Annotated in this window: 18 protein-coding genes; 1 reads left to right on the forward strand and 17 read right to left on the reverse strand. The window is 31.5% G+C overall.

What is annotated here, in order from left to right:
* Positions 1 to 17: 17 nt before the first annotated feature.
* From ML436_08515 to ML436_08555, 9 genes are all read right to left on the reverse strand, one after another.
* Positions 18 to 1,109: a bifunctional 3-deoxy-7-phosphoheptulonate synthase/chorismate mutase gene (locus ML436_08515; protein UMT77240.1), complete on the reverse strand. Its 1,092-nt coding sequence runs from the start codon at positions 1,107 to 1,109 to the stop codon at positions 18 to 20.
* Positions 1,110 to 1,913: 804 nt separating this feature from the next.
* Complete coding sequence (locus tag ML436_08520) at positions 1,914 to 3,278, reverse strand: hypothetical protein (protein UMT77241.1); 1,365 nt, start codon at positions 3,276 to 3,278, stop codon at positions 1,914 to 1,916.
* A 73-nt stretch (positions 3,279 to 3,351) separates the two neighbouring features.
* Positions 3,352 to 3,843: a DUF948 domain-containing protein gene (locus ML436_08525; protein UMT77242.1), complete on the reverse strand. Its 492-nt coding sequence runs from the start codon at positions 3,841 to 3,843 to the stop codon at positions 3,352 to 3,354.
* Positions 3,844 to 3,916: 73 nt separating this feature from the next.
* On the reverse strand, positions 3,917 to 5,230 hold the full coding sequence (gene murC, locus ML436_08530; GenBank protein ID UMT77243.1) for a UDP-N-acetylmuramate--L-alanine ligase: 1,314 nt from the start codon (positions 5,228 to 5,230) through the stop codon (positions 3,917 to 3,919).
* 23 nt (positions 5,231 to 5,253) lie between these two features.
* Positions 5,254 to 9,159, reverse strand: coding sequence for a DNA translocase FtsK (locus tag ML436_08535; GenBank protein ID UMT77244.1), 3,906 nt, complete (start codon positions 9,157 to 9,159; stop codon positions 5,254 to 5,256).
* 20 nt (positions 9,160 to 9,179) lie between these two features.
* Positions 9,180 to 9,776, reverse strand: a complete 597-nt coding sequence (locus ML436_08540) for a DUF4479 domain-containing protein (protein ID UMT77245.1) — start codon at positions 9,774 to 9,776, stop codon at positions 9,180 to 9,182.
* 28 nt (positions 9,777 to 9,804) lie between these two features.
* Positions 9,805 to 10,662: a DUF1444 domain-containing protein gene (locus ML436_08545; protein UMT77246.1), complete on the reverse strand. Its 858-nt coding sequence runs from the start codon at positions 10,660 to 10,662 to the stop codon at positions 9,805 to 9,807.
* A 99-nt stretch (positions 10,663 to 10,761) separates the two neighbouring features.
* Complete coding sequence (locus ML436_08550; GenBank protein UMT77247.1) at positions 10,762 to 11,073, reverse strand: thioredoxin family protein; 312 nt, start codon at positions 11,071 to 11,073, stop codon at positions 10,762 to 10,764.
* 66 nt (positions 11,074 to 11,139) lie between these two features.
* A complete protein-coding gene (locus ML436_08555) occupies positions 11,140 to 12,216 on the reverse strand; it encodes a M42 family metallopeptidase (GenBank protein UMT77248.1) in 1,077 nt (358 codons plus the stop codon).
* An 86-nt stretch (positions 12,217 to 12,302) separates the two neighbouring features.
* On the opposite strand from ML436_08555, the gene ML436_08560 reads away from it, so the two are divergent.
* Complete coding sequence (locus ML436_08560) at positions 12,303 to 12,614, forward strand: PepSY domain-containing protein (GenBank protein ID UMT77249.1); 312 nt, start codon at positions 12,303 to 12,305, stop codon at positions 12,612 to 12,614.
* A 224-nt stretch (positions 12,615 to 12,838) separates the two neighbouring features.
* Here the strand turns inward: ML436_08560 and ML436_08565 are convergent, their stop codons facing one another.
* From ML436_08565 to ML436_08600, 8 genes are all read right to left on the reverse strand, one after another.
* Positions 12,839 to 13,666: an MBL fold metallo-hydrolase gene (locus ML436_08565; GenBank protein UMT77250.1), complete on the reverse strand. Its 828-nt coding sequence runs from the start codon at positions 13,664 to 13,666 to the stop codon at positions 12,839 to 12,841.
* Positions 13,667 to 14,124: 458 nt separating this feature from the next.
* A complete protein-coding gene (gene trmB, locus ML436_08570) occupies positions 14,125 to 14,763 on the reverse strand; it encodes a tRNA (guanosine(46)-N7)-methyltransferase TrmB (GenBank protein ID UMT77251.1) in 639 nt (212 codons plus the stop codon).
* 15 nt (positions 14,764 to 14,778) lie between these two features.
* Positions 14,779 to 15,570: a phosphotransferase family protein gene (locus ML436_08575; protein UMT77252.1), complete on the reverse strand. Its 792-nt coding sequence runs from the start codon at positions 15,568 to 15,570 to the stop codon at positions 14,779 to 14,781.
* A gap of 556 nt (positions 15,571 to 16,126) precedes the next feature.
* On the reverse strand, positions 16,127 to 16,975 hold the full coding sequence (gene dat, locus ML436_08580; protein UMT77253.1) for a D-amino-acid transaminase: 849 nt from the start codon (positions 16,973 to 16,975) through the stop codon (positions 16,127 to 16,129).
* A gap of 3 nt (positions 16,976 to 16,978) precedes the next feature.
* The gene (gene sapep, locus ML436_08585; protein ID UMT77254.1) at positions 16,979 to 18,388 is read right to left on the reverse strand and encodes an Mn(2+)-dependent dipeptidase Sapep; all 1,410 of its coding nucleotides are present in this window, start codon (positions 18,386 to 18,388) and stop codon (positions 16,979 to 16,981) included.
* Between the two features lie 205 nt (positions 18,389 to 18,593).
* A complete protein-coding gene (locus ML436_08590) occupies positions 18,594 to 19,016 on the reverse strand; it encodes a YtxH domain-containing protein (protein ID UMT77255.1) in 423 nt (140 codons plus the stop codon).
* A gap of 15 nt (positions 19,017 to 19,031) precedes the next feature.
* Positions 19,032 to 19,727 carry an rRNA pseudouridine synthase gene (locus tag ML436_08595; protein UMT77256.1) on the reverse strand — a complete coding sequence of 232 codons (696 nt, stop codon included), beginning with the start codon at positions 19,725 to 19,727 and terminating at the stop codon, positions 19,032 to 19,034.
* The gene (locus tag ML436_08600; GenBank protein UMT77257.1) at positions 19,724 to 21,385 is read right to left on the reverse strand and encodes a polysaccharide biosynthesis protein; all 1,662 of its coding nucleotides are present in this window, start codon (positions 21,383 to 21,385) and stop codon (positions 19,724 to 19,726) included. Before ML436_08600 ends, ML436_08595 begins: the two co-directional genes overlap by 4 nt.
* Positions 21,386 to 21,759 lie beyond the last annotated feature (374 nt).

Raw genomic sequence — 21,759 nt, forward strand, 5'->3', positions numbered from 1 at the left:
TAAAATGAAGTTAAATGTTATTTTAACTTTTTAGCATTATATAAGTCAGCTAATGGCTTTAATTCATCGTAAAATGCTTGGAATTCATTTAAATCCATTTGTTGACCAGCATCACTTAAAGCAACTGACGGGTCAGGATGTACTTCTGCCATTACACCATCAGCACCGACTGCTAAAGCAGCTTTCGCTGTTGGAAGCATTATATCTTTACGTCCAGTACTATGTGTAACATCAACCATTACAGGTAAATGCGTACCTTGTTTTAAAATAGGAACTGCAGAAATATCTAATGTATTACGTGTTGCTTTCTCGTATGTACGGATACCACGTTCACATAAAATAATGTTTTGATTGCCTTGTGAAGCAATGTATTCAGCTGCATAAACAAACTCTTCAATTGTCGCCGATAAACCACGTTTTAATAGAATTGGTTTATTTGTGCGACCTGCTTCTTTTAACAATTCGAAGTTTTGCATATTACGTGCACCAATTTGGAATACATCTAAATAATCATTTGCAATTTCAAAATCATTTGGATTTACAATTTCGCTTACTACATTTAAGTCATATTTGTCTTTAATTTGTTTAAGTATTTTTAAACCTTCAACACCTAAACCTTGGAAATCATATGGTGATGTACGCGGTTTAAACGCACCACCACGAATAAATTTTTCACCTTTAGCATGTAAATTTTTAGCAACAGCTTCAACTTGTTCAAACGATTCGACTGAACATGGTCCAAATACAAATGATTTGTTGCCATCTCCAATAATACCCCCATTATCGAACGTCACAATCGTATCTTCAGGCTTCAATTTACGAGATACGTACAAATGCTTTTCATTTTCAGATTTTTGTAAATCTGTAGAGGCTTTGAAAATTTCTTTAAACAATTGCTTAATTGTATTGTCGTTGAAAGGTCCTTTGTTGCTATCGATTAAGTCATTAAGCATTTCTTTTTCACGTTGTGGATCATAAATGCGTGTGCCTTGCTTTAATTTTTCTTCGCCAATTTTTTGTGCTAACTCACCACGTTTAGATAATAAATCTAAAATTTGATGGTTCAGTGAGACTATCTCACTTCTGTATGATTCTAATTTATTACTCATCCTTACTCACCTCTACTAAATTTTTCAATTATATGCCACTTTAAAGCGATAAAATATTATGTTAAAAAATATTCTAACATATCATATGTATAGTTCAACCCCAAATTGACAGAAAATATTTAATTTTCTAATTATATGCTGAATCACCGATGTTTCGAATTTCTCAGCCATTGTTGAAAAGTTATATTCTATATTGTTATCTACTAGCTTACGTTAATTAATTAAATAAGTGTTACTATTATAGCTTATTTTGATTAAATATTGATGATTTTAAGAAAATTTTTTGGTTTCTATTCTCTATTATAAGTCTAAAAATCTTATACATTCAACCTAACACTTAGTAAAAATTAAAAAGCATTGTTTATTATAAAGAGCGAAGTTAGAACTTATCCATCGTTAAGTTCAGTTAAATATTTAAAAATTTCATAATCAGATTAACACAAATCATCCCCTATGATTTAAAAGAATTCACTGTAACTTTGGAATAATTTGTTGTCATTTTTAAAATGAGTTGTTCTAGTAACACTAATTTCTTCCTGATGTCACAAAGTATGCTTAATAAAAAGTGGTCGGGACAACAGCGTTTAGGATTTGAGCAGAACCAAACGATGAGCAAAATTGTTTTCCAAATTTTGTCGAATCGTGAGAGTTTCTGCCGAAAATCCTGCTTTTGGGACGCCGTTAATCGGTTTCCCAGAGCACAAAAACTTTATGTCTCAACCTCTCATAATATTATATTTTAATTTCGAAATTCATTTTACATTACCTTCAACTAAAAATATTTTTTGTGCGACTTCATTTACTTTAGTCATTGAAAGTACGTTTTTCAATTTTACTTTTAGCTGGTTCAACTTTAGCCTTTGGTGATTTTGCTGAAGTTGTTGTTTTAGCATTAGTTGTTTTTGATTTTTTGTTACTAGATTTGTTTGTTTGCTTAGTTGATTGGTTAGCAGTATTTTTATTCTTAGCACTTTGTGTTGTCTTCTTATTGTTTTGTTTTTTCTGACTTGATGTTTTATTTGTAGAAGCTTTTGATGCATTTCGTTTGTTTGAAGGTGTTGTTTTTTTAGTTTGTTTAGTTTGTTTGTCACTAGCAGTTGTATTGTTAGTTTTAGATTGCTGAGCTGGTTGCTTATCAACAGTTGAAGTAGTAGATATTTGATCATCAGCATTACGCGTGATAACCCCATTTTCAAATTTCGCATCTTTCTGTTTAACATTGTGCTTAATATCTGAGTCTGTAGACGGTTTAACTGCAGTATTAGCCTTTACATCTTTCTTTTTACTTACTAATTGTGGAATTTCTTTTAAATCATTTTTAGCAACTGGTTTCTCAGCAAATAAAGCTTCAGTTAATTGACTCTCTTTAGAACCTTGCGTTAATTTAGCTTGCTTTTTCTTTGCAGCATTAGCTAATCTTTCAGCTTGCGTTTCCACTTTACTTGCTTTGTTAGCTTCTTTCTTTGCTTCTTGAATTTCTTGCGCTTCTTGCGATGTGTCACTCAAATTATTGGCACTCGTTTCTTCTTTTATTGTTGCTTGTTGTGCTTTTATTGTTGACGCATTTGCTTCTTTTGTTTTTTCTTCTGTACTCGCTTTAGTTTGCTCTTGCGCTTCTTTCTTCGCTTCTTGAATTTCTTGCGCTTCTTGTGAAGTGTCACTCAAGTTATTTGCACTTGCTTCTTCTTTTATTGCTGCTTGTTGTGCTTTTATTGTTGACGTATTTGCTTCTTTTGTTTTTTCTTCTGTACTCGCTTTAGTTTGCTCTTGCGCTTCTTTCTTCGCTTCTTGAATTTCTTGCGCTTCTTGCGATGTGTCACTCAAATTATTGGCACTCGCTTCTTCTTTTATTGCTGCTTGTTGTGCTTTTAATGTTGCTTTTTCATCTTTAGATTTATTTAAAAAACCTTCAACTCGTTCTTTAGTATATTCGACAGTTTCTTCAAATTGTGCTTTTCTATCTTTAATCATTTCTGAAATTTCTTGTTCTTTAACTTTTAAATCGTCAGCTTTTTGATAAACTTTATTTTTAAAATACAAACCTAGAGCTGATCCTACAAGGGCACCTGTTATAAAACTAACAACAAAATCTTTACGATTAGGTAAGGCTTCATTTTGGTAAGTATGTTTATTTTTTAATGTTCTTTTATTATTTTGTTGTTGCGTCATATTTATATCCTCCTATAACAAATGCACTTAAATAAGTAACAACCTCATTTAAGTGCATTTGTTTAATTATTAATTATTTATCTACACGAGAAGTATAGCTGTGATTTGCATCATCTGCTACATTATTAGCTTTGTAATTTGCACTTCCACGACGGTAGTGTCTATTTTGCCATTTGTCAGCAATTTCCATTGCTACATTTGACCATTGAACAACTTGTGAGATTTTATCTTCATTTTGAGAAATATTTTGTGTAATTGAATTTGTTACACGATCCACAGAGCTGTTTAACGTTTGTACTGAGTCACCGATACCTTTAACAGCATCTACAACTGAGTTTAAACGATCTACTTTGCCTTGGATATCCTCAGTCAAACGGTTTACTTTATGAAGTAAATCAGTTGTTTCACGAGTAATACCTTGAACTTGACCTTCAACTCCGTCAAGTGTTTTAGCAACATAATCTAAGTTTTTCTTAACAGAATTTAACACAGCTACGATACCGATACATAAAATTAAGAATGCAATCGCAGCGATAATTCCAGCAATTGGTAAAATCCAATCCATTAAAAACGCCTCCTAATTAACATGTAATAATGTTATTAATAATAAATACCCATACTACTCTATTATAAACATATTAAAACGCATTTTTCATGCCTAATTTATCTAAATATGCATTTTGTAATTTTTGTATATCACCAGCACCCATAAATAAAATAACAGCATTTTCAAATTGCTCTAATACACTTATAGAATCTTCAGTAATTAACGATGCACCTTCAATTTTATCAATTAAATCTTGTATCGTTAATGCGCCAGTATTTTCTCTAATAGAACCAAAAATTTCACACAAGAATACGCGATCAGCTTTACTCAAACTTTCAGCAAATTCATTTAAAAATGCTTGAGTTCTTGAGAATGTATGTGGTTGAAACACTGCAACAACTTCTTTATGTGGATATTTTTTTCGAGCTGTCTCAATTGTAGCACTAATCTCTCTTGGATGGTGTGCATAATCATCAACAATAACTTGATTTGCAATTGGTGTTTCATTGAAACGACGTTTTACACCACCAAATGTTTCAAGTGCTTCTTTAATATTTTCAACATCTAATTTTTCTAAATAACTAATCGCAATGACAGCTAACGCATTTAAAACTGTATGATCTCCAAATTGTGGAGATAAGAAGTGATCATAAAATTCTCCATTTACATATACATCAAATGCAGTGCCTTTATCTGTAATTTGAATATTTTGAGCATAAATGTCATCTGTATCTTTAAAACCATAATAATAAATTGGAACATCTGCTTCAATCTTACGTAAATGCTCATCATCACCCCAAGCAATAATACCTTTTTTTACATTATGTGCCATTTCTTGGAATGCATCAAATACATCGTTGATATCTTTAAAATAATCAGGATGATCAAAATCAATATTTGTCATAATTGCGTAATCAGGTTTATAACTTAAAAAGTGTCGTCTATATTCACATGCTTCAAAAGCAAAATAGTCACTTTCAGGAAGTCCCATTCCTGTACCATCACCAATTAAAAATGACGTTTTTTTATCACCATTCATAACATGTGACAATAAACCTGTTGTTGAAGTTTTACCATGTGCACCAGTTACAGCTACTGAAGTATATTGGTCGATAATTTGCCCTAAAAAGTCATTGTAACTTACAACATCTAATTTTAATTGATGCGCACGTACAATCTCTTCATGGTTATTTGCAAATGCATTACCTTGTATAACTACCATATCTTCTTTTATGTTATTAGCATCAAATGGTAATATTTTAATCCCCTTATTTTTAAGAGCAACTTCAGTAAAAACGTAGTTCTCAATGTCTGATCCTTGAACTTCATGACCTAAATCATGCATGATTTGTGCTAATGAACTCATGCCAGAACCTTTAATTCCGACAAAATGATAGTGTGTCATTATATAAAACTCCTTACTCATAATTATTCTTTATTTAAATCTGCTTCTGTAACATAAACATCCCTAGGTTTTGATCCATTAGCGCTCGAAACATAACCGAGTTGTTCCAATTGATCGATAATTCGTGCTGCTCTGTTATATCCAATTTGGAAATGTCGTTGGATTAATGATGTAGAAATATGTCCTTCCCTAACCATAAATGCACAGACATCATCAAACAAATCGTCTTGAGATTGTGTATGTGTTTTTTTCAACAATTCTTTCTCTTCAAATAGATAATCAGGTTCTCTCTGCTGTTTAATAAACTCTACAACATCATCGATTTCGTCATCAGAAACAAATGTACCTTGTACCCTGATTGGTTTATTCATACCGCTACCAAGATATAACATATCGCCATATCCTAACAAGCGTTCTGCTCCACCACTGTCTAAAATCGTTCTTGAATCTACACTTGATGATACCATAAATGCGATTCTTGTTGGTATATTGGCTTTTATTAAACCTGTAATAACATTCACAGATGGTCTTTGTGTTGCGACAAGCATATGAATACCACATGCTCTAGCTTTTTGAGCAATTCGAGCAATAGATTGTTCAACTTCTTGCGGTGCCATCATCATTAAATCTGCTAACTCATCAATGACAATAACAATTTTAGGCATTCTTTCATCATAAGGCGCCTTTTTATTAAATGCTGTGATATTACGAACATGATAATGCGCAAATAGTTTATAACGTCTTTCCATTTCTTCTACGGCCCATTTTAAACTTTGCGTAGCTGCTTTTACATCCGTAATTACTGGAGCTACCAAATGTGGTAATCCATTATATGGTGCTAATTCAACCATTTTTGGATCTATTAGTAATAAACGTAATTCTTCAGGATGATTTTTATATAGTAAAGACATCAATATACTATTAATACAAACTGATTTACCTGAGCCCGTTGCACCTGCAATTAGAGCATGTGGCGTTTTAGCAATATCCATAAGTAATGGTTCATTATTAATACGATAACCCATAGCAACCGTTAATTTTGATTCGGCGTTTTTAAAGCTAGGCGATTCAATAATTGAACGCAAATTCACAGTAGTTGGATTTTGATTTGGAACTTCAATACCAACACGACTTGTGCCAGGAATTGGCGCTTCTATACGTATATCTTTAGCTGCCAATGCCATTTTAATGTCATCTTGTAATGCAGTAATTCTTGAAACTTTAACACCTTTTTCAACTGACAATTCAAATCTAGTAACACTTGGTCCTTCAGTTACATCTTGTACTTCAGCAGGTACATTAAAGTAATATAATGCATCATTAAGTTCTTGTTTTTTATCTGCAATCCAATCTTCGTTTGGCTCAATTACCTGTGGTTGTTCTAATAATGATACACTAGGTAATTTAATATTAGGTCCCTTACGAATCATAGGTTTCACAACTTGAGCAGATTCTCTTGATAATTGTTGCTGTTGATTTGTATCAGAAGCGTTATTATTTGTGATTTGGTCCGCTTCATTTGTATTATCGTTTTGTAACACTTTATTTTGTTGTGGTTGACCAACTTGTTCGTTTATATCAATAGATTGTGATGTGTCATTTTGATTTTCGTGTTGTATATCATTATTTGTAGACGTTTCTATATCCGTATCTTGTTCAGAAGCATCTTCCTGCGAACCATTTAAATGACTATTGTCGTTTTCATCAGTAATGTTTTTGTTGTTTGATGATGAAGAAAATTCTAATCTTTGGTTCGTTCCATTAGTGAAATCTGATTCTTGTTGTGAAATATCAGCTTGTTTCAAATGTTCTTCTTGCTTAGTTGAATTTATATTTTCAATATCATTTTCAGAATCACTTGTCACATTCAAGTTAGAGATATCTTTTTGATTTGTTTGTTGATTGTGCTCAACATTATTTGTCATTTCTTTTTCTATACTATTACTAGCGTTTGTTTTCACTTCTTGTGTTTCTTGACGCGCAATAGTTGTATCATCATTTTCTGATGTTTGTTTATTTTGAATTTGCTTATTTGTTACAGGTTTTAATTCAGGTACACTAACCTTTGATTGCTTTTTACGATCCATCATACGCTTTTTATCAGAAGGCGTCATAACTACATTAAAAGGTCTTTTACTAAATGACGAATTATTTTCTGTCTTTTTATTAGCTTGAACTTCTCGTTCTGAATGCTGTTGTTCCATATTAGATTGGCTCTGATTAGATGATGCAGAAGTTTCAATATTATGGTTTGAATCCTTTTCATCTGAATCAGAATCATCTTCACTATTAATTTGAGAACTGTTACGAGAATTATCGACAAGTTGATTCTCACTAATTTCACGAGCATTGTCACTCACCTTTTTATGACGTGGTGCAATCTCAATTTCATTATCAACTGTTTTATCGATATTATTAACTGGTATTTCTGCATTTACAGTTTCTTGAATCTCATTTGAATTGGTATGTGCTTTTGTTTCTTCAGTACTCATTTCCTCAATTTCTGTTTCTTCAAATTGATGAGAATCTGAGTTGTTTACTTCATAAAAATTAGCATCAGTAACCTGTGTTTCTTCCTGTTTATTATTTAATGAGGCGTCATCATTTGCATGTGATATTAATTTTTCTTGATTATCATCTATGTCATTATGAATCGATTCATGTGTTTGTTGCGAAGTCACATCTGTAACTGTTACATCATCATCAGAAAGTTGTTTGGTAGTTGAAACTTGATTTAAATTTACTTCTTCATAATTATATGGACTTTCTTGACTACTAATTTCATCATGATTATCTGTCTCATAGTTATCAATGTCTGTATTACTAGAATTATTATTTAAATTCTGTTTGTCATTGTAATTTTTCTCATCATTGATTTTTTTATCCTGACTATTATCATTTAATGAACTTTCACCAATATAGCGCTCTGCTTGCTTTGCATACATTTCATCAATAGCACGTTGAATCGTATCTTGATTTTCATTTTTATGCTCTTCTCGTTTCTGCTGCAGTGCTTTTTTAAATCGACGTTTCTGTAGTACTTTACGCTCTCTTTCACGTCTAATTTCTTCAACAATTTGAGAAGCATATATATTCTCAATTTTAATTGTATTATCTACTTTTGAATAATTTGGAGTTGATTTCTTAGAATCTGACATATTCGGTTCAGTTGAGTGTGATAGTTTTTTCTGTTGAGTATCAGTATTATTTTGCTTATCTTCTTGCACACCTTGCGTTTGCATTGATTGTGTTGAAGATATATTCTTCTCAATTCCTTGCTTGTCAGTTTCTAATTTTTCTGATGTTTTACTAACTGGTATACGTCCGTTTTCTAATTTTTTAGGCTTCATAGTTCCAAAAATAGCTGATGGTACTTCTGAAGTCTTGAAACTTTCCTTATGGTAATCAGGTTTAGTTTCTTTAATATGTTGTGCCGCTGTATTAGAAAATGATGTATGTGACTTAGGCTTTTTATTTTCATGCTCAATACCATTTATTGCAGAAACATATGTACCAGGCTTACTTGTACGATATTGTGTGTGGTTTTTATATTTTATACTTTCTTGTGAATCATTTTGATTACCACGATGTCCACCTTGATTTTGTTCTTCAATTGTTTGGTTTCGTCTACGGCGATGTCTTTTTTGTGAACGTGAATCGTAGTCTTGTTTACGATAGTCTCGATGGTACTGTTCCTTTTCATCTGAAATAAAATCTTTTGATTGTGCTACTTCTTCACCCTCAAAAGTTACATTCATAGGAAAACGGAATTTCCCCCTTGGACGACTATAAATATCATTATTTTGAGGCAGTAATGAGTCATGATCGTTTTCTATATTTTGTGATTCTTGACGTCTTTTTTTCTTTCTATGAATCAGGTCATCATTTGAATCATTATCTTCGCCGAATAATTTATCAAACCAGCTCATATTTTCACTACCTTCCTTAATTATTCAAAAAATGCTTGTCCAATTTCGTAGCTGTCATTTAACACCATAATACCTTTTTCTTCTGGTGCATTCGGTAAATTCAATTCTTTCATTGAACAAATCATTCCACTTGATGCAACACCACGTAATTCGGCATCTTTAATAACCATACCACTTGGCATAACAGCGCCTACTTTAGCAACTACAACCTTTTGCCCTGCTTCAACATTTGGCGCACCACAAACAATTTGTAATGTATCATTGCCGATATTTACATTTAATACGCTCAACTTATCAGCGTCAGGATGCTTATCTTTCGTTTCAACATAGCCAACTACAAATTTAGGTGACAAATCGACATCTAATTTATAATCAAAACCAGCTTCATTGATACGTTGCTGGAAGGCAATTACAAGTTCATCAGTCAATTTAATATGTCCTGTTTCCTCGATTGATATATCATTTGAAATACCAAAAATATTAAAACCTACAACTTTTCCTTCATTTGTAATTTCGACAACGTCAGCTTTCTTATTATAATTTAATTCACCTTCAACAGGTTCTATTTGTAAGAAAGCGACATCTCCTACATATTTAGGATTGTAAAATAAATTCATTATGACAAAACTCCTTATCCACTTATTTCTATTTATCTTTGTTAAATTTACGTCGATTTGCTTCTAAGCGTTGAATGACGTTTGGATCTCTTTTTTGTTTATTATTTTTACCCAAAATAAAAATGGGTTCAAGATGTCCTTGTTTATAACCAAATGATAATGATGTAATCGGAACTAATCCTTTTGTGAAAAATTCCATTGTTAAATGCGCCATAACATCATAACCTGTTTTATTACGAATATCTGCAATAATCAATACATCCTGATGTGGTACTGCTACCAACATCTCACCTTGACATTGCGCTTCTATGTCATTTAAAAAAGCCGTATTTAAAACTCTACTAGCATCATACCCGTCATTTGTATTTATAAAATAAAATATATTGCCTTTTACTTCATCTGTAGTATAAGAATTAGACAATTTTCTAATATTAAACAATGACATTTCCTTTATTTGTTGTTCAGTTAAATTCAATTCATCTAACATACTTTCATCGATAAGACGATATGATTTTCCTAAATCTACTGCATAATAAACAGCTGTTTCTGCAGTATGTGCTTCATATATAAAAGGTATACCTTGTTTTGTCTTCTTATCAAAACTTGTCGCTCTTATTACAGGCATAATTTGACTAGGTGTTATATCCATTAAAGTTTTATCTGCCATTTGTGCAATAGCTTCATTAACATAGTAAACAATTTCATCAACAATTTTTTCTTTTTTATCTTCATATTTTGCGACTATAGCGTTAAGCTTAATCGTGATACCTTTGTTATTATCTGTTCGATAAATACGCAAAGTTTCTTCTTCACGATTAAATTTAAAATCGACGTCTAAATGACTTAAACGTTCCTTTAATTTATCTCTCATTTGAAAGGTATTCATGTATAACACTCCTAATTTCGCACCTTATAACAGTTTACAATAAATCAACACGTAGTAACAGAGAAAAACGAGTTTTACCCCGTTTTTCTCAAGTCTAAATTACACGTATTGAGCTAAAAATGCATCTATTTGTTCAATTGATTTACGTTCTTTTCCAATATAGCTTCCAAGCAATTCACCATTTTTATAAACTAAAAAACTTGGAATACCCATAATACCATTTTCAATACAAATATCCATAAATTGGTCACGATCAACGGATACAAAATCAAACATTGGATACTTTTCTTCTAATTTTGGTAGATCAGGTTCGATAATTCTACAGTCTGGACACCATCCTGCTGTAAATTCAAATACAGTTGCACCTTGTTTTAATGTTTCAAATTGTTGCTCTGATTCAAGTTGTTTCATTTTAAACGCTCCTTAAGTTATAAATTTTTAATGGGAAATTTTAAGTTTCAACAAAATCAATATACTTTATTTATATTGTAACGTATCTATTTGGTTGTCATCTAAATTACTAATTGCCTCAAATAATAAATGTCTAGCAGCAAAATAATCTCTAATATCGAATACTGAGTCTGTACTATGTATATAACGTGCACATACACCGATAACAGCAGTTGGAACCCCAATATTCGCCTTATGTATTTCACCACCATCTGTTCCACCTGGAGACATATAATACTGATGAGCAATCCCATGTGTATCTACTAATTTTAATAAATAGTCTCTGAAAGTGGGTTTTAAAATCATTGTACCATCTTTAATTCGAATTAAAGTCCCTTTTCCAAGTTCACCTGATAGTGACTGTTTACCTTTGACATCATTTGCTGGTGAACAATCTACTACGAATGCAACATCCGGATCAATCATTTCAACTGATGCTTTAGCACCTCTTAAACCAACTTCTTCTTGAACATTTGCACCAACGTATAGTTCGACATCTAACTCTTTATCTTTGAGCAACTCAAGAATTTCAATCGCAAGAACACAACCATAACGATTATCCCAAGCTTTAGCGCTGTAACGATGTTCAGATAATTGTGTAAATGCAGTATAAGGTACAATTGTACCTCCTATCTCTATACCACGTAAACGAACTGCATTTGCATTTTCGGCACCAATATCTAAAGTTAAATCTTTGATTTCTGGTGCGCCTTCATTTCCTGTACGAAAATGTTTAGGTATATTTGACACTACACCTATAATTTTGTCACCATTTCTATTTTTAATAACCAAACGTTGCCCTTGCCAAATATCATTTGCTACGCCACCTAAGTTTGTAAATTGTATCATACCATTTTCAGTTATATTCGTTATCATAAAACCTATTTCATCCATATGTGCTGCTATCATCACACGTTTAGCGTTTGGATTTTTAGATTTTTTAACACCGAAAAAACCACCCATTCGATTTTCAATAAATTCATCTACATATGGTGCCATTTGCTCAGTCATATAATCTTTTACTTCTTGTTCAAAACCTGGTGCACCATGAAGCTCGGTTAAAGTTTGAATTCGTTGTAATGTTACGTTTTTATTTATGTTCATAAAAGTTCTCACTCCTTATATGTTATTATATCATCTTCAATATGGTAAACTAATGATATGAATTTGAAATCAAGGGAGCATAAATGATGACTAAACTGAAATATATAATTCCAACAATAATTGCTGTAATCATTGTAATTATTTCAACCATTTCAATTATTCAATTTATTAATCGTAAACGTTATAATCCCGTTAAAGTTCTTAATGAAGTGAAATCATATTTTATGGACGTTAAAGGTTCGTATATTGTTTATGAGCCATTTGTACATCCTGAAACTGATAAATATCGTTTAGTTTATCAAGGTGGCATCACAACTGTTAAAAATGGTAAAGATATCCATTATGATTTTTATGCAGATGCATACACTGGTGAGGTCATAAACATAGTAGAATGTTAACGACAAACGTATTGATACCTGATTTGGGCATAAATCCCCAAAAAAGCCACATCCCTATAAATAATGAATAGTGCTCCAAAAGTTTAACGTCAATTAAACTTTTTTAGGATTCACATCATTAGGGTGTGGCTTTTATTTATAATTTAATCATTTACATTTAGGACAATCTCATACTTTATCCTCTTAGAAAGTTTCATGCACCTTCATTATATTCACCACAACATTTATTTTTCACGCAAAATGAATGAATCAAACATATCTCCATCATCCTGATATTTTACTGCAAAATATTTTACATCGTGATAGAACAAGAACCAATAGTCATGATGAACAAAATAAGGTATCATCCGTTCTTTTTCACGTATTGATTGCATAGGATAATCATCGTATGCAGTTACCCATAATGGATTTTTATGCGCAGTTGTTGGAAATATATCTCCCATATGTACTGCCTTGTCACCCTGACTTTCAATCGTAATTATCGTATGACCAAAACTATGTCCACCACTATGTTGCATTTTAATGCCTGGAACAGGCTCAATAGTGTTGTCAAATAAAAGTAATTTATTACTATATTCACCGTTATTTTTATCCCAGTAAGTCGATTTACTGCGAATATTAGGTGCTATAAACTCATGCCATTCATCTTGTTGTATGATATGAATCGCATTTTCGAAAATTGCATGTCCCTCTTTATCAGTTAGACCAGCCGCATGATCAAAATGCATATGTGTCATTAGCACATAATCAATATCTTTAGGCGATAAATTGTACATTGCTAAATCTTCAACGACTTTACTTTCTTCATCAACACCAAAATTACGCAATTGTTTTTCATTTAGTTTGCCATTACCTATACCTGCATCAATTATCAAGTTATGTTGTGCCGTTTGTATCAATATAGGATGCGTAGGTAAATTGATTTGATTTCGTTCGTTTACTTTATACTTTTTTGACCATAATGGTTTAGGTACAACACCAAACATTGCACCCCCATCCATTTTCGTATTTCCACCATTTAAATATTGAATTGAGATATCCCCGATTTTCATAAAATCACCTATTCTTATTATATTTATAAGCTTAAAGTTTATTATTTAACATTATCGTATCACTATTCATTTTACTAAACAAAGACATTGGAATGACAATTGAAAACTTATTTATTCCGTTAAACGACATTTCAAGCTACTTTTTTTATAGAAAATTTCAACATATTTGTGAATAGTAAATTTTCAATAATTTAAACTATTAATTTTTATTTGATTTTGTCCTTTAGATTTTAAAATTAAAGTTTTTAGTGTATCATTATACGTAGGCGCACTTGTCTCCTTTAGTTTAGGTTTAGTCACTTTAAATTATAGAGGCAATTGCGCTTTTTGTGTTCAAATTTAAAAAATCGGACAGATGAAAAGTTAAAAACTTTTTCCATCAGTCCGATTTATTAATAGAACCAGAAAAACACGCTTAATAATATATTGCCATATTATCAATCGTGTTTTTAATTATATTATTTATGAAATTTCGCTTCCATACGATAAATTCGAGATCCTTTATCTGAAAATTTCTTTTCATATTCCGTCAATATATTACTGCCATCATCTTCTTGATGTAAATTCAAATTAATTTTTGTAAAATACATTCCAAATTGAGACATACTTTCTAAACTGTAAGCGAATAAGCCTCTGTTGTCAGTTTTAAAATGCAAATCTCCCTCATCATCCAAGATTTGTTTGTACAGCGCTAAAAATGTACGATATGTTAAACGACGTTTCGCATGACGATTTTTTGGCCAAGGATCTGAAAAGTTCAAATATATACGTGAGACTTCACCGTCTTTAAAATATTCATTAAGTTCTATTGCGTCATTACAAATTATTTTTAAATTTGTTAAACCCATATCCTTTACTTTATCTAATACTTTATATACGATACTTTTTTCACGTTCCATTGAAATATAGTTAATATGAGGATTTTGAGCAGCCAAAGTGGTAATAAACTGCCCCATACCTGAACCAATTTCAATATGTATCGGTTGCGTTTTATCAAACCATTCTGTCATTTTCCCCGCATGATTGCCATCCATATCAACCAAGTTGGGGTGCTCTTTTAAATAGTCTTCAGCCCATGGTTTGTATCGAACTCTCATATTTTTATTCTCCTCTTAAATAAACATGTTGCTGTTCATCACTTCGTTTAAAAACTTCAACCAAGTGTTCATATCTTTATATCTCTTTTGTTCTTCATACCATTGAACAAGCCCAATAGATTGAATTACCGTATACCATTTCATACGTTTATTTAAATTCAAACTTTCTTGAACGCCGTATGTTTCTAACCATTGAGACCATTGATGTTGTGGAACATAGTTGTATAGCAGCATACCTATATCAATCGCTGGGTCTGCAATCATTGCACCTTCCCAATCAACTAAAAATAATTCATCACGATCAGATAATAACCAATTGTTATGATTAACGTCACCATGTACAACAGTGAAGAAACGTGAATCTAAACTCGGTATATGCTCTTCTAAATATGTTAATGATTTTCGCACAATATGATGCGTTAACACTTCTCTTGATAAAGAAGCATTAATTTTATTAAGCATAATTTCAGGTGTAATAGGCTCCATTTCCATACGTTTCAACATATTTAATAACGGTCTAGAACTATGAATCTTCTTTAATAAATGGGCAACTCTTGTTTGCTTCATTTCATTTGAAGTTAATTCACGGCCATTTTTCCAATGTTGCGCGGTAACCACTTCGCCTGTTTCAATGCGTTTTGTCCATACTAATTTCGGCACAATCCCTTCTGCTGATAATGCCGCGATAAATGGATTTGAATTACGTTTTAAAAATAACTTTTGTCCATCTTGCTCAGCCATATACGCTTCACCAGATGCACCACCTGCAGAATCAAGTGTCCACCCTAATTGATAAAACTGCTCCAACTCGTCCACCTCACTTTCAATTAGAAAATGGCTCTAGAAATAGGTTTTTCAAGAGCCATATATTCTAATTTATAACACGATTCTGGTACAAAATTTATGTCCAGATATTTATTGTAACCATTAGTAACTATTTATTAAGTGACAATGTAAATAAATTGTCATATTCATAAACACAATTAATTTTATTTGCTTTCAAAACTTGCATAAAGAACCATCATATTAATGTGTTTGAACTATATAGTTTTACTGATTAAGTAGATATTAAAATCTATTTTCCAAAAAGATTTTCTTCCTACCAACTCTTTGATAACAATAATTATAAATCCTAACAATTCCGTTCGTAGTAAAATATGATGCACATCATATTTGTAACTCATAGAAAATTTTATAATTTTTATCATTATATTTCAACTGAAAATGAGAAACAAAATGTCACTTTTTACTAATAAGTGTTTTTTAAACAACACTTTTAAGCTTCGTTTTAAATTATAACATAATTCACCTACGAAAGTTGATAAATTTAAGTAATTTAATCGAAAAATATGATGAACGAATTTTAAATGCTATGTGTCTCGATATACTTGTCGAAACCTTCTTGTAATTGGCGTGTAATCGGTCCAACTTGACCTTCATTTACTGGTTCGCCATCTAATTTAATAACAGGAGTAACTTCAGCAGATGTACTTGAAACAATGACTTCATCTGCATTTTTTAAGAAATCTACAGTAAAAGTTTCTTCTTTAAATGGAATGTTGTAGTCTTCGGCAATGTTTTTAATCACTCTACGTGTTATACCGTTTAAAATATAATTATTAATTGGATGTGTATATATTACCCCATCTTTAATTGCATATGCATTACTTGATGAACCTTCAGTTACAGTTTCACCACGATGTTGAATTGCTTCAACTGCATTATATTTTACAGCATATTCTTTTGCTAAAACATTTCCTAATAAATTCAAACTCTTAATATCACAGCGTAACCAACGAATATCTTCTACAGTAACACCATTTACTCCATTTTCTAAATGGTCAAATGGGCGGTCATAACTTTTCGTGTAAGCTACAATTGCTGGTTCTACTTCTGGTGTTGGGAAACTATGATTTCTTTCTGCTACACCTCGAGTTGCTTGAATGTAAATTGCACCAGTTTCAACTTGATTCATATCAACTAATTTACGAGATAACTCGATTAAATCTTCAATTGAATAATTTAAGTCCAATCCAATTTCATTTGCACTGCGTAAAAATCTTTCATAGTGCTCAGTTACTGTAAATAATTTTCCGTTATAGACACGAATGTATTCATAAATTCCATCACCAAATACATAACCTCTATCATTATATGAAACCTTTGCTTCACTTGGAGCTACAAACTCACCATTTAAAAAAACTTTTTCCATATATTATTCCTCCACACATAATGAATAAATTGCTTCTAAATAAATACTAGTTGCGTTAAATAACTGTTTTTTAGTGATATATTCATTTTTCTGATGCATTAAGTCTTCAGAATCACTAAACATTGCGCCAAATGCTACACCCTTGTCTAAGTTTCTCGCATATGTACCGCCACCTATAGTATAAGGTTCCGTCATATCGTTTGTTTGATTTCTATAAGCAGTTACTAATTTTTGTACAAAAGGATCATTTTTATCAACATAATGCGGTGGTTGAACTTTACCTAATTTTACTTCAAATCCATATTGTTCAATCTCACTTGTAAAACGGTTTATCGCTTTATCAAAATCAAATCCTTCTGGATATCTTAAATTGATACCAAATCGGCCTACATTTTCATTATCATATGTAATTACACCAATATTTGTTGTTACATCTCCCATAACATCAGTATGGAATTTCATACCCATTTTTTCACCGAAATCTGAATTAAATAAATAACGATTACTAAAGGCGACAAACGCTTGTGCATTGTTATCAAGATTTAATGAAGCTAAGAACTTCAATAAATATAGACCTGCATTTACGCCAATAGATGGATCCATACCATGAACTGCTTTACCTTCAACAGTTAAAACTAAGATTCCGCTATCTACAGTACTGTCACCTTGCAAATGATTTTGTTCTAAAAAGTACTCAAAATCTTGAATGACATCTGTCATGTTTTCTTTGACAAGTACTCTAGCTTCAGCATGATCAGGTACCATATTGTATCGTTCACCTGAATTAAATGAAATCAACTCATAATCAGGTTCATCCTGATCTTCAGATAATTTACTTTGAATTAAATCAAATGTAGTAATACCTTTTTCGCCATGAATACATGGGAACTCAGCATCAGGTGCAAATCCTAAAGTAGGCATTTCTTCCGTTTTAAAATAACGATCCGTACATTTCCAATCTGATTCTTCATCTGTACCGATAATCATATGAATACGTTTTTTCCAATCTACATTCATATCTTCAAGTATTTTAATTGCATAATATGCAGCAATCGTTGGTCCTTTATCATCTAATGTTCCTCTTGCTATAATTGCATCTTCCGTTACAACTGGGTCAAATGGATCACTATCCCAACCTTCACCAGCTGGAACAACATCAACATGACATAAGATACCTAATACATCTTCGCCTTTGCCAGCCTCAATTCTTCCTGCGATATGGTCAACATCATGTGTTGTAAATCCATCTCTATGTGCAATTTCATACATGTAGTCTAATGCCTTACGAGGACCTGGTCCGACTGGTGTGTCTTCTGATGCTTGCGCGTCATCTCTCACACTTTCAATTGCTAATAAACCTTTTAAGTCATTAATAATTTGATCTTCGTATTGTTGAACTTTTTCTTTCCACATTCGAAATCGACTTCCTTTTTTCTATAAGTTAAATCCTATTTTACATGAAATGATGTAAAAACTACAATAAGATGTCAGAAAATAATAAAAAGGAACAAAACGATGTTATCGAATTGACATAAAATCAACGATAACCGCTTCATTCCTCTATATTTTTTATTAAATTAACTCAAGTACTTCATAAATCTATCAAGAAGTTAACTTTTTATTTTTTGTCAGACAACGCGTTTTTATTCTTTTTTAAATCTTCTTCTGTAACTACACGCAAATTATTATTCGGTGCTGCGCCACCTTCATCATCAAATTTACCCTCTTCAATACTGTCTTCAGTTTTATTATCCAAATCTGTAAATTTAGATTTTTCTTCTTCAAAAAATGCTTTTGGATCATTTTTCAATCTAGCAGCATAATCTTTAGGGTTATTTTTAACTTCTTGGATTGTTTCATTGGCAATGTTGCCTAATTGTGTTGCTTTATCTTTTGCATTATTTTTATATGTTTGTGGGTCTTGCTTATATTTATTGTATTCAGCTTTTAATTTATTACGACTATCTTTACGTGTAACAAGTACTGCTGCAACTGCACCACTAATACCTAAAATCGCTTTAAATAAATTTCCTTTTGCCATATCAATCGTCTCCCTTTATTTTAAATTTAATTTGTGAAAATCATTTTCTGTTAATAAACGATAATTACCTGACTTTAAATTGCTATCTAGTTCTAAGTCAGCAATTTTTATACGTTTTAAATGTATTACCTCATTTTGAATACTGTGAAACATTCGTTTAACTTGATGATATTTCCCTTCATAAATTGTAACGTGTGACGTTCGATCATCAATATAAGTCAATATTGCTGGCTTAACCTTACCATCAGATAGCGTGATACCTTCTTTAAAAGCTTTGATATTTTCTTCTGTGATTGGATGTTTTGAGATGACTTCATATTTTTTGGAAACATGTTTATTAGGACTCATTAGTTCATGATTAAAATTGCCATCATTTGTAATCAACAATAAACCTTCAGTATCTTTATCTAATCTACCAACCGGAAAAATATTTAAATGTTGATATTCAGGAATTAAATCAATAACTGTTTGCGATTGTTGATCTTCGGTTGCCGAAACATATCCTTTAGGCTTATTTAGCATAATATAAACGTGCTCAATATATTTAATTATCTCTCTATGAACCAATACGCTATCTTCATTTGGTTCAATATGTGCTTTTGGAGACTTGATGATTTGATTATTCACCGTAACAAAGCCTTTTTTTAGTAACTGTTTAACTTCATTTCGTGTACCTACACCCATGTTCGCCAAAAATTTATCTATTCTCATCGTAAAAACCTAACTCTACGTCTTAATTTTTCAGGAATTTCACCTAAAAATTCATCTGCAAGACGTGTTTTGATTGTTAATGTTCCATAGATTAACACACCAACTGTTACACCTAAAATTATAATTATTAAATAACCTAGTTTCGTTGGTTCAAGGATTAGATTTGCAAGGAAGAATACCACTTCTACACCAATCATCATAATGAATGAATATAAGAATATTTTTGCAAAATGAATCCAACTATAACTGAATTTGAATTTTGCATATTTTTTAAGAATATAGAAATTACATCCAATCGCAAATAATAATGCGATGCTTGTACTTAACACAGCACCCGGTGTATGGAACAACATAATTAATGGATAGTTCAATACTAATTTAATCACAACTGAAGCTAAAATAACGTATACCGTTAATTTTTGTTTATCAATCCCTTGTAACATTGATGCTGTAACACTTAATAAAGAAATTAAAATCGCTACAGGTGCATAATAGAATAGTAATCGACTACCATCATGGTTAGGGTCATGTCCTAATACGATTGGGTCATAACCATAGAACACAGTAAATAATGGTTGTGCTAATGCCATAATTCCAATACTTGCTGGAACAGTTATAAACATTAATACACCAATTGATGTTCTAATTTGATGGTGCATTTCATGTAATCGACCCTCAGCAAATGTTTTTGTAATATAAGGAATTAAACTTACTGCAAAACCAGCACTTAAAGATGTTGGAATCATAACTATTTTGTTTGTAGACATATTCAACATATTAAAGAAAATATCTTGTAATTGTGAAGGGACACCTACTAATGATAATGCACCATTATGTGTAAATTGGTCTACCAAGTTAAACAATGGATAATTTAAACTTACAATTACAAATGGAATACTATACGCAATAATTTCTTTATACATTTTTCCATATGACACATCTATATCAGTATAATCAGATTCGACCATTCGATCGATATTATGCTTACGTTTTCTCCAGTAATACCATAATGTGAAAATACCTATAATCGCCCCAACGGCTGCAGCAAATGTTGCAATACCATTTGCTAATAAAATTGATCCGTCGAAAACATTAAGTACTAAATAACTACCAATTAATATGAAAATAACACGCGCAATTTGCTCAGTTACTTCAGAAACTGCTGTTGGTCCCATTGACTTATACCCTTGGAATATACCTCTCCATGTTGCTAATACTGGAATAAAGATTACAACCATACTGATAATTCTAATAATCCAAGTTATGTCATCTACTGACCAACCATTTTTATCATGTACATTTCTAGCAAGTGTTAATTCAGAAATATATGGTGCAAGGAAATATAGTACTAAAAACCCTAAGACACCTGTAATACTCATTACAATAAAACTAGATTTATAAAATTTCTGACTGACTTTATATGCACCAATCGCATTATATTTCGCAACATATTTGGAAGCCGCAAGTGGTACACCTGCTGTCGCAACTGCAATTGCAATATTATATGGTGCGTAAGCATATGTGAACGGCGCCATATTTTCTTGTCCACCAATTAAATAGTTGAATGGAATGATAAAAAGTACGCCTAACACTTTTGTAATTAATATACTTATTGTAATTAAAAAGGTTCCACGCACCATTTCTTTACTTTCACTCATTACGTATCTCCCTATCTCATATTTATTAAAGTTTTGTAAATAAAAGGCTATTTCTGTCTAAAATCATTTACATTATTATGAATATATCACAAAACTTAATTTCATAGTCGTATATTCAATGAAATATCATAACAAAATTACCAACTAATTGTCATTGAATAATCAAAATTGAATTTAATATAACTAAATTTCATATAAACATTATACTACTAATTTCAATGATTTACGTATAGCTGTTGAAAATCATTGTTAATCGCTACAATCATTTTCAACTTTTTATGAAACACATATTATAGATATTATTAACTTCATTGTCATCTCATAACACAACAGTGATAGCAAACTTTAGTAAAGTACTATAAAATAACTAGTGA

It is taken from the genome of Staphylococcus roterodami (assembly GCA_022493055.1).
Lineage (GTDB): Bacteria > Bacillota > Bacilli > Staphylococcales > Staphylococcaceae > Staphylococcus > Staphylococcus singaporensis.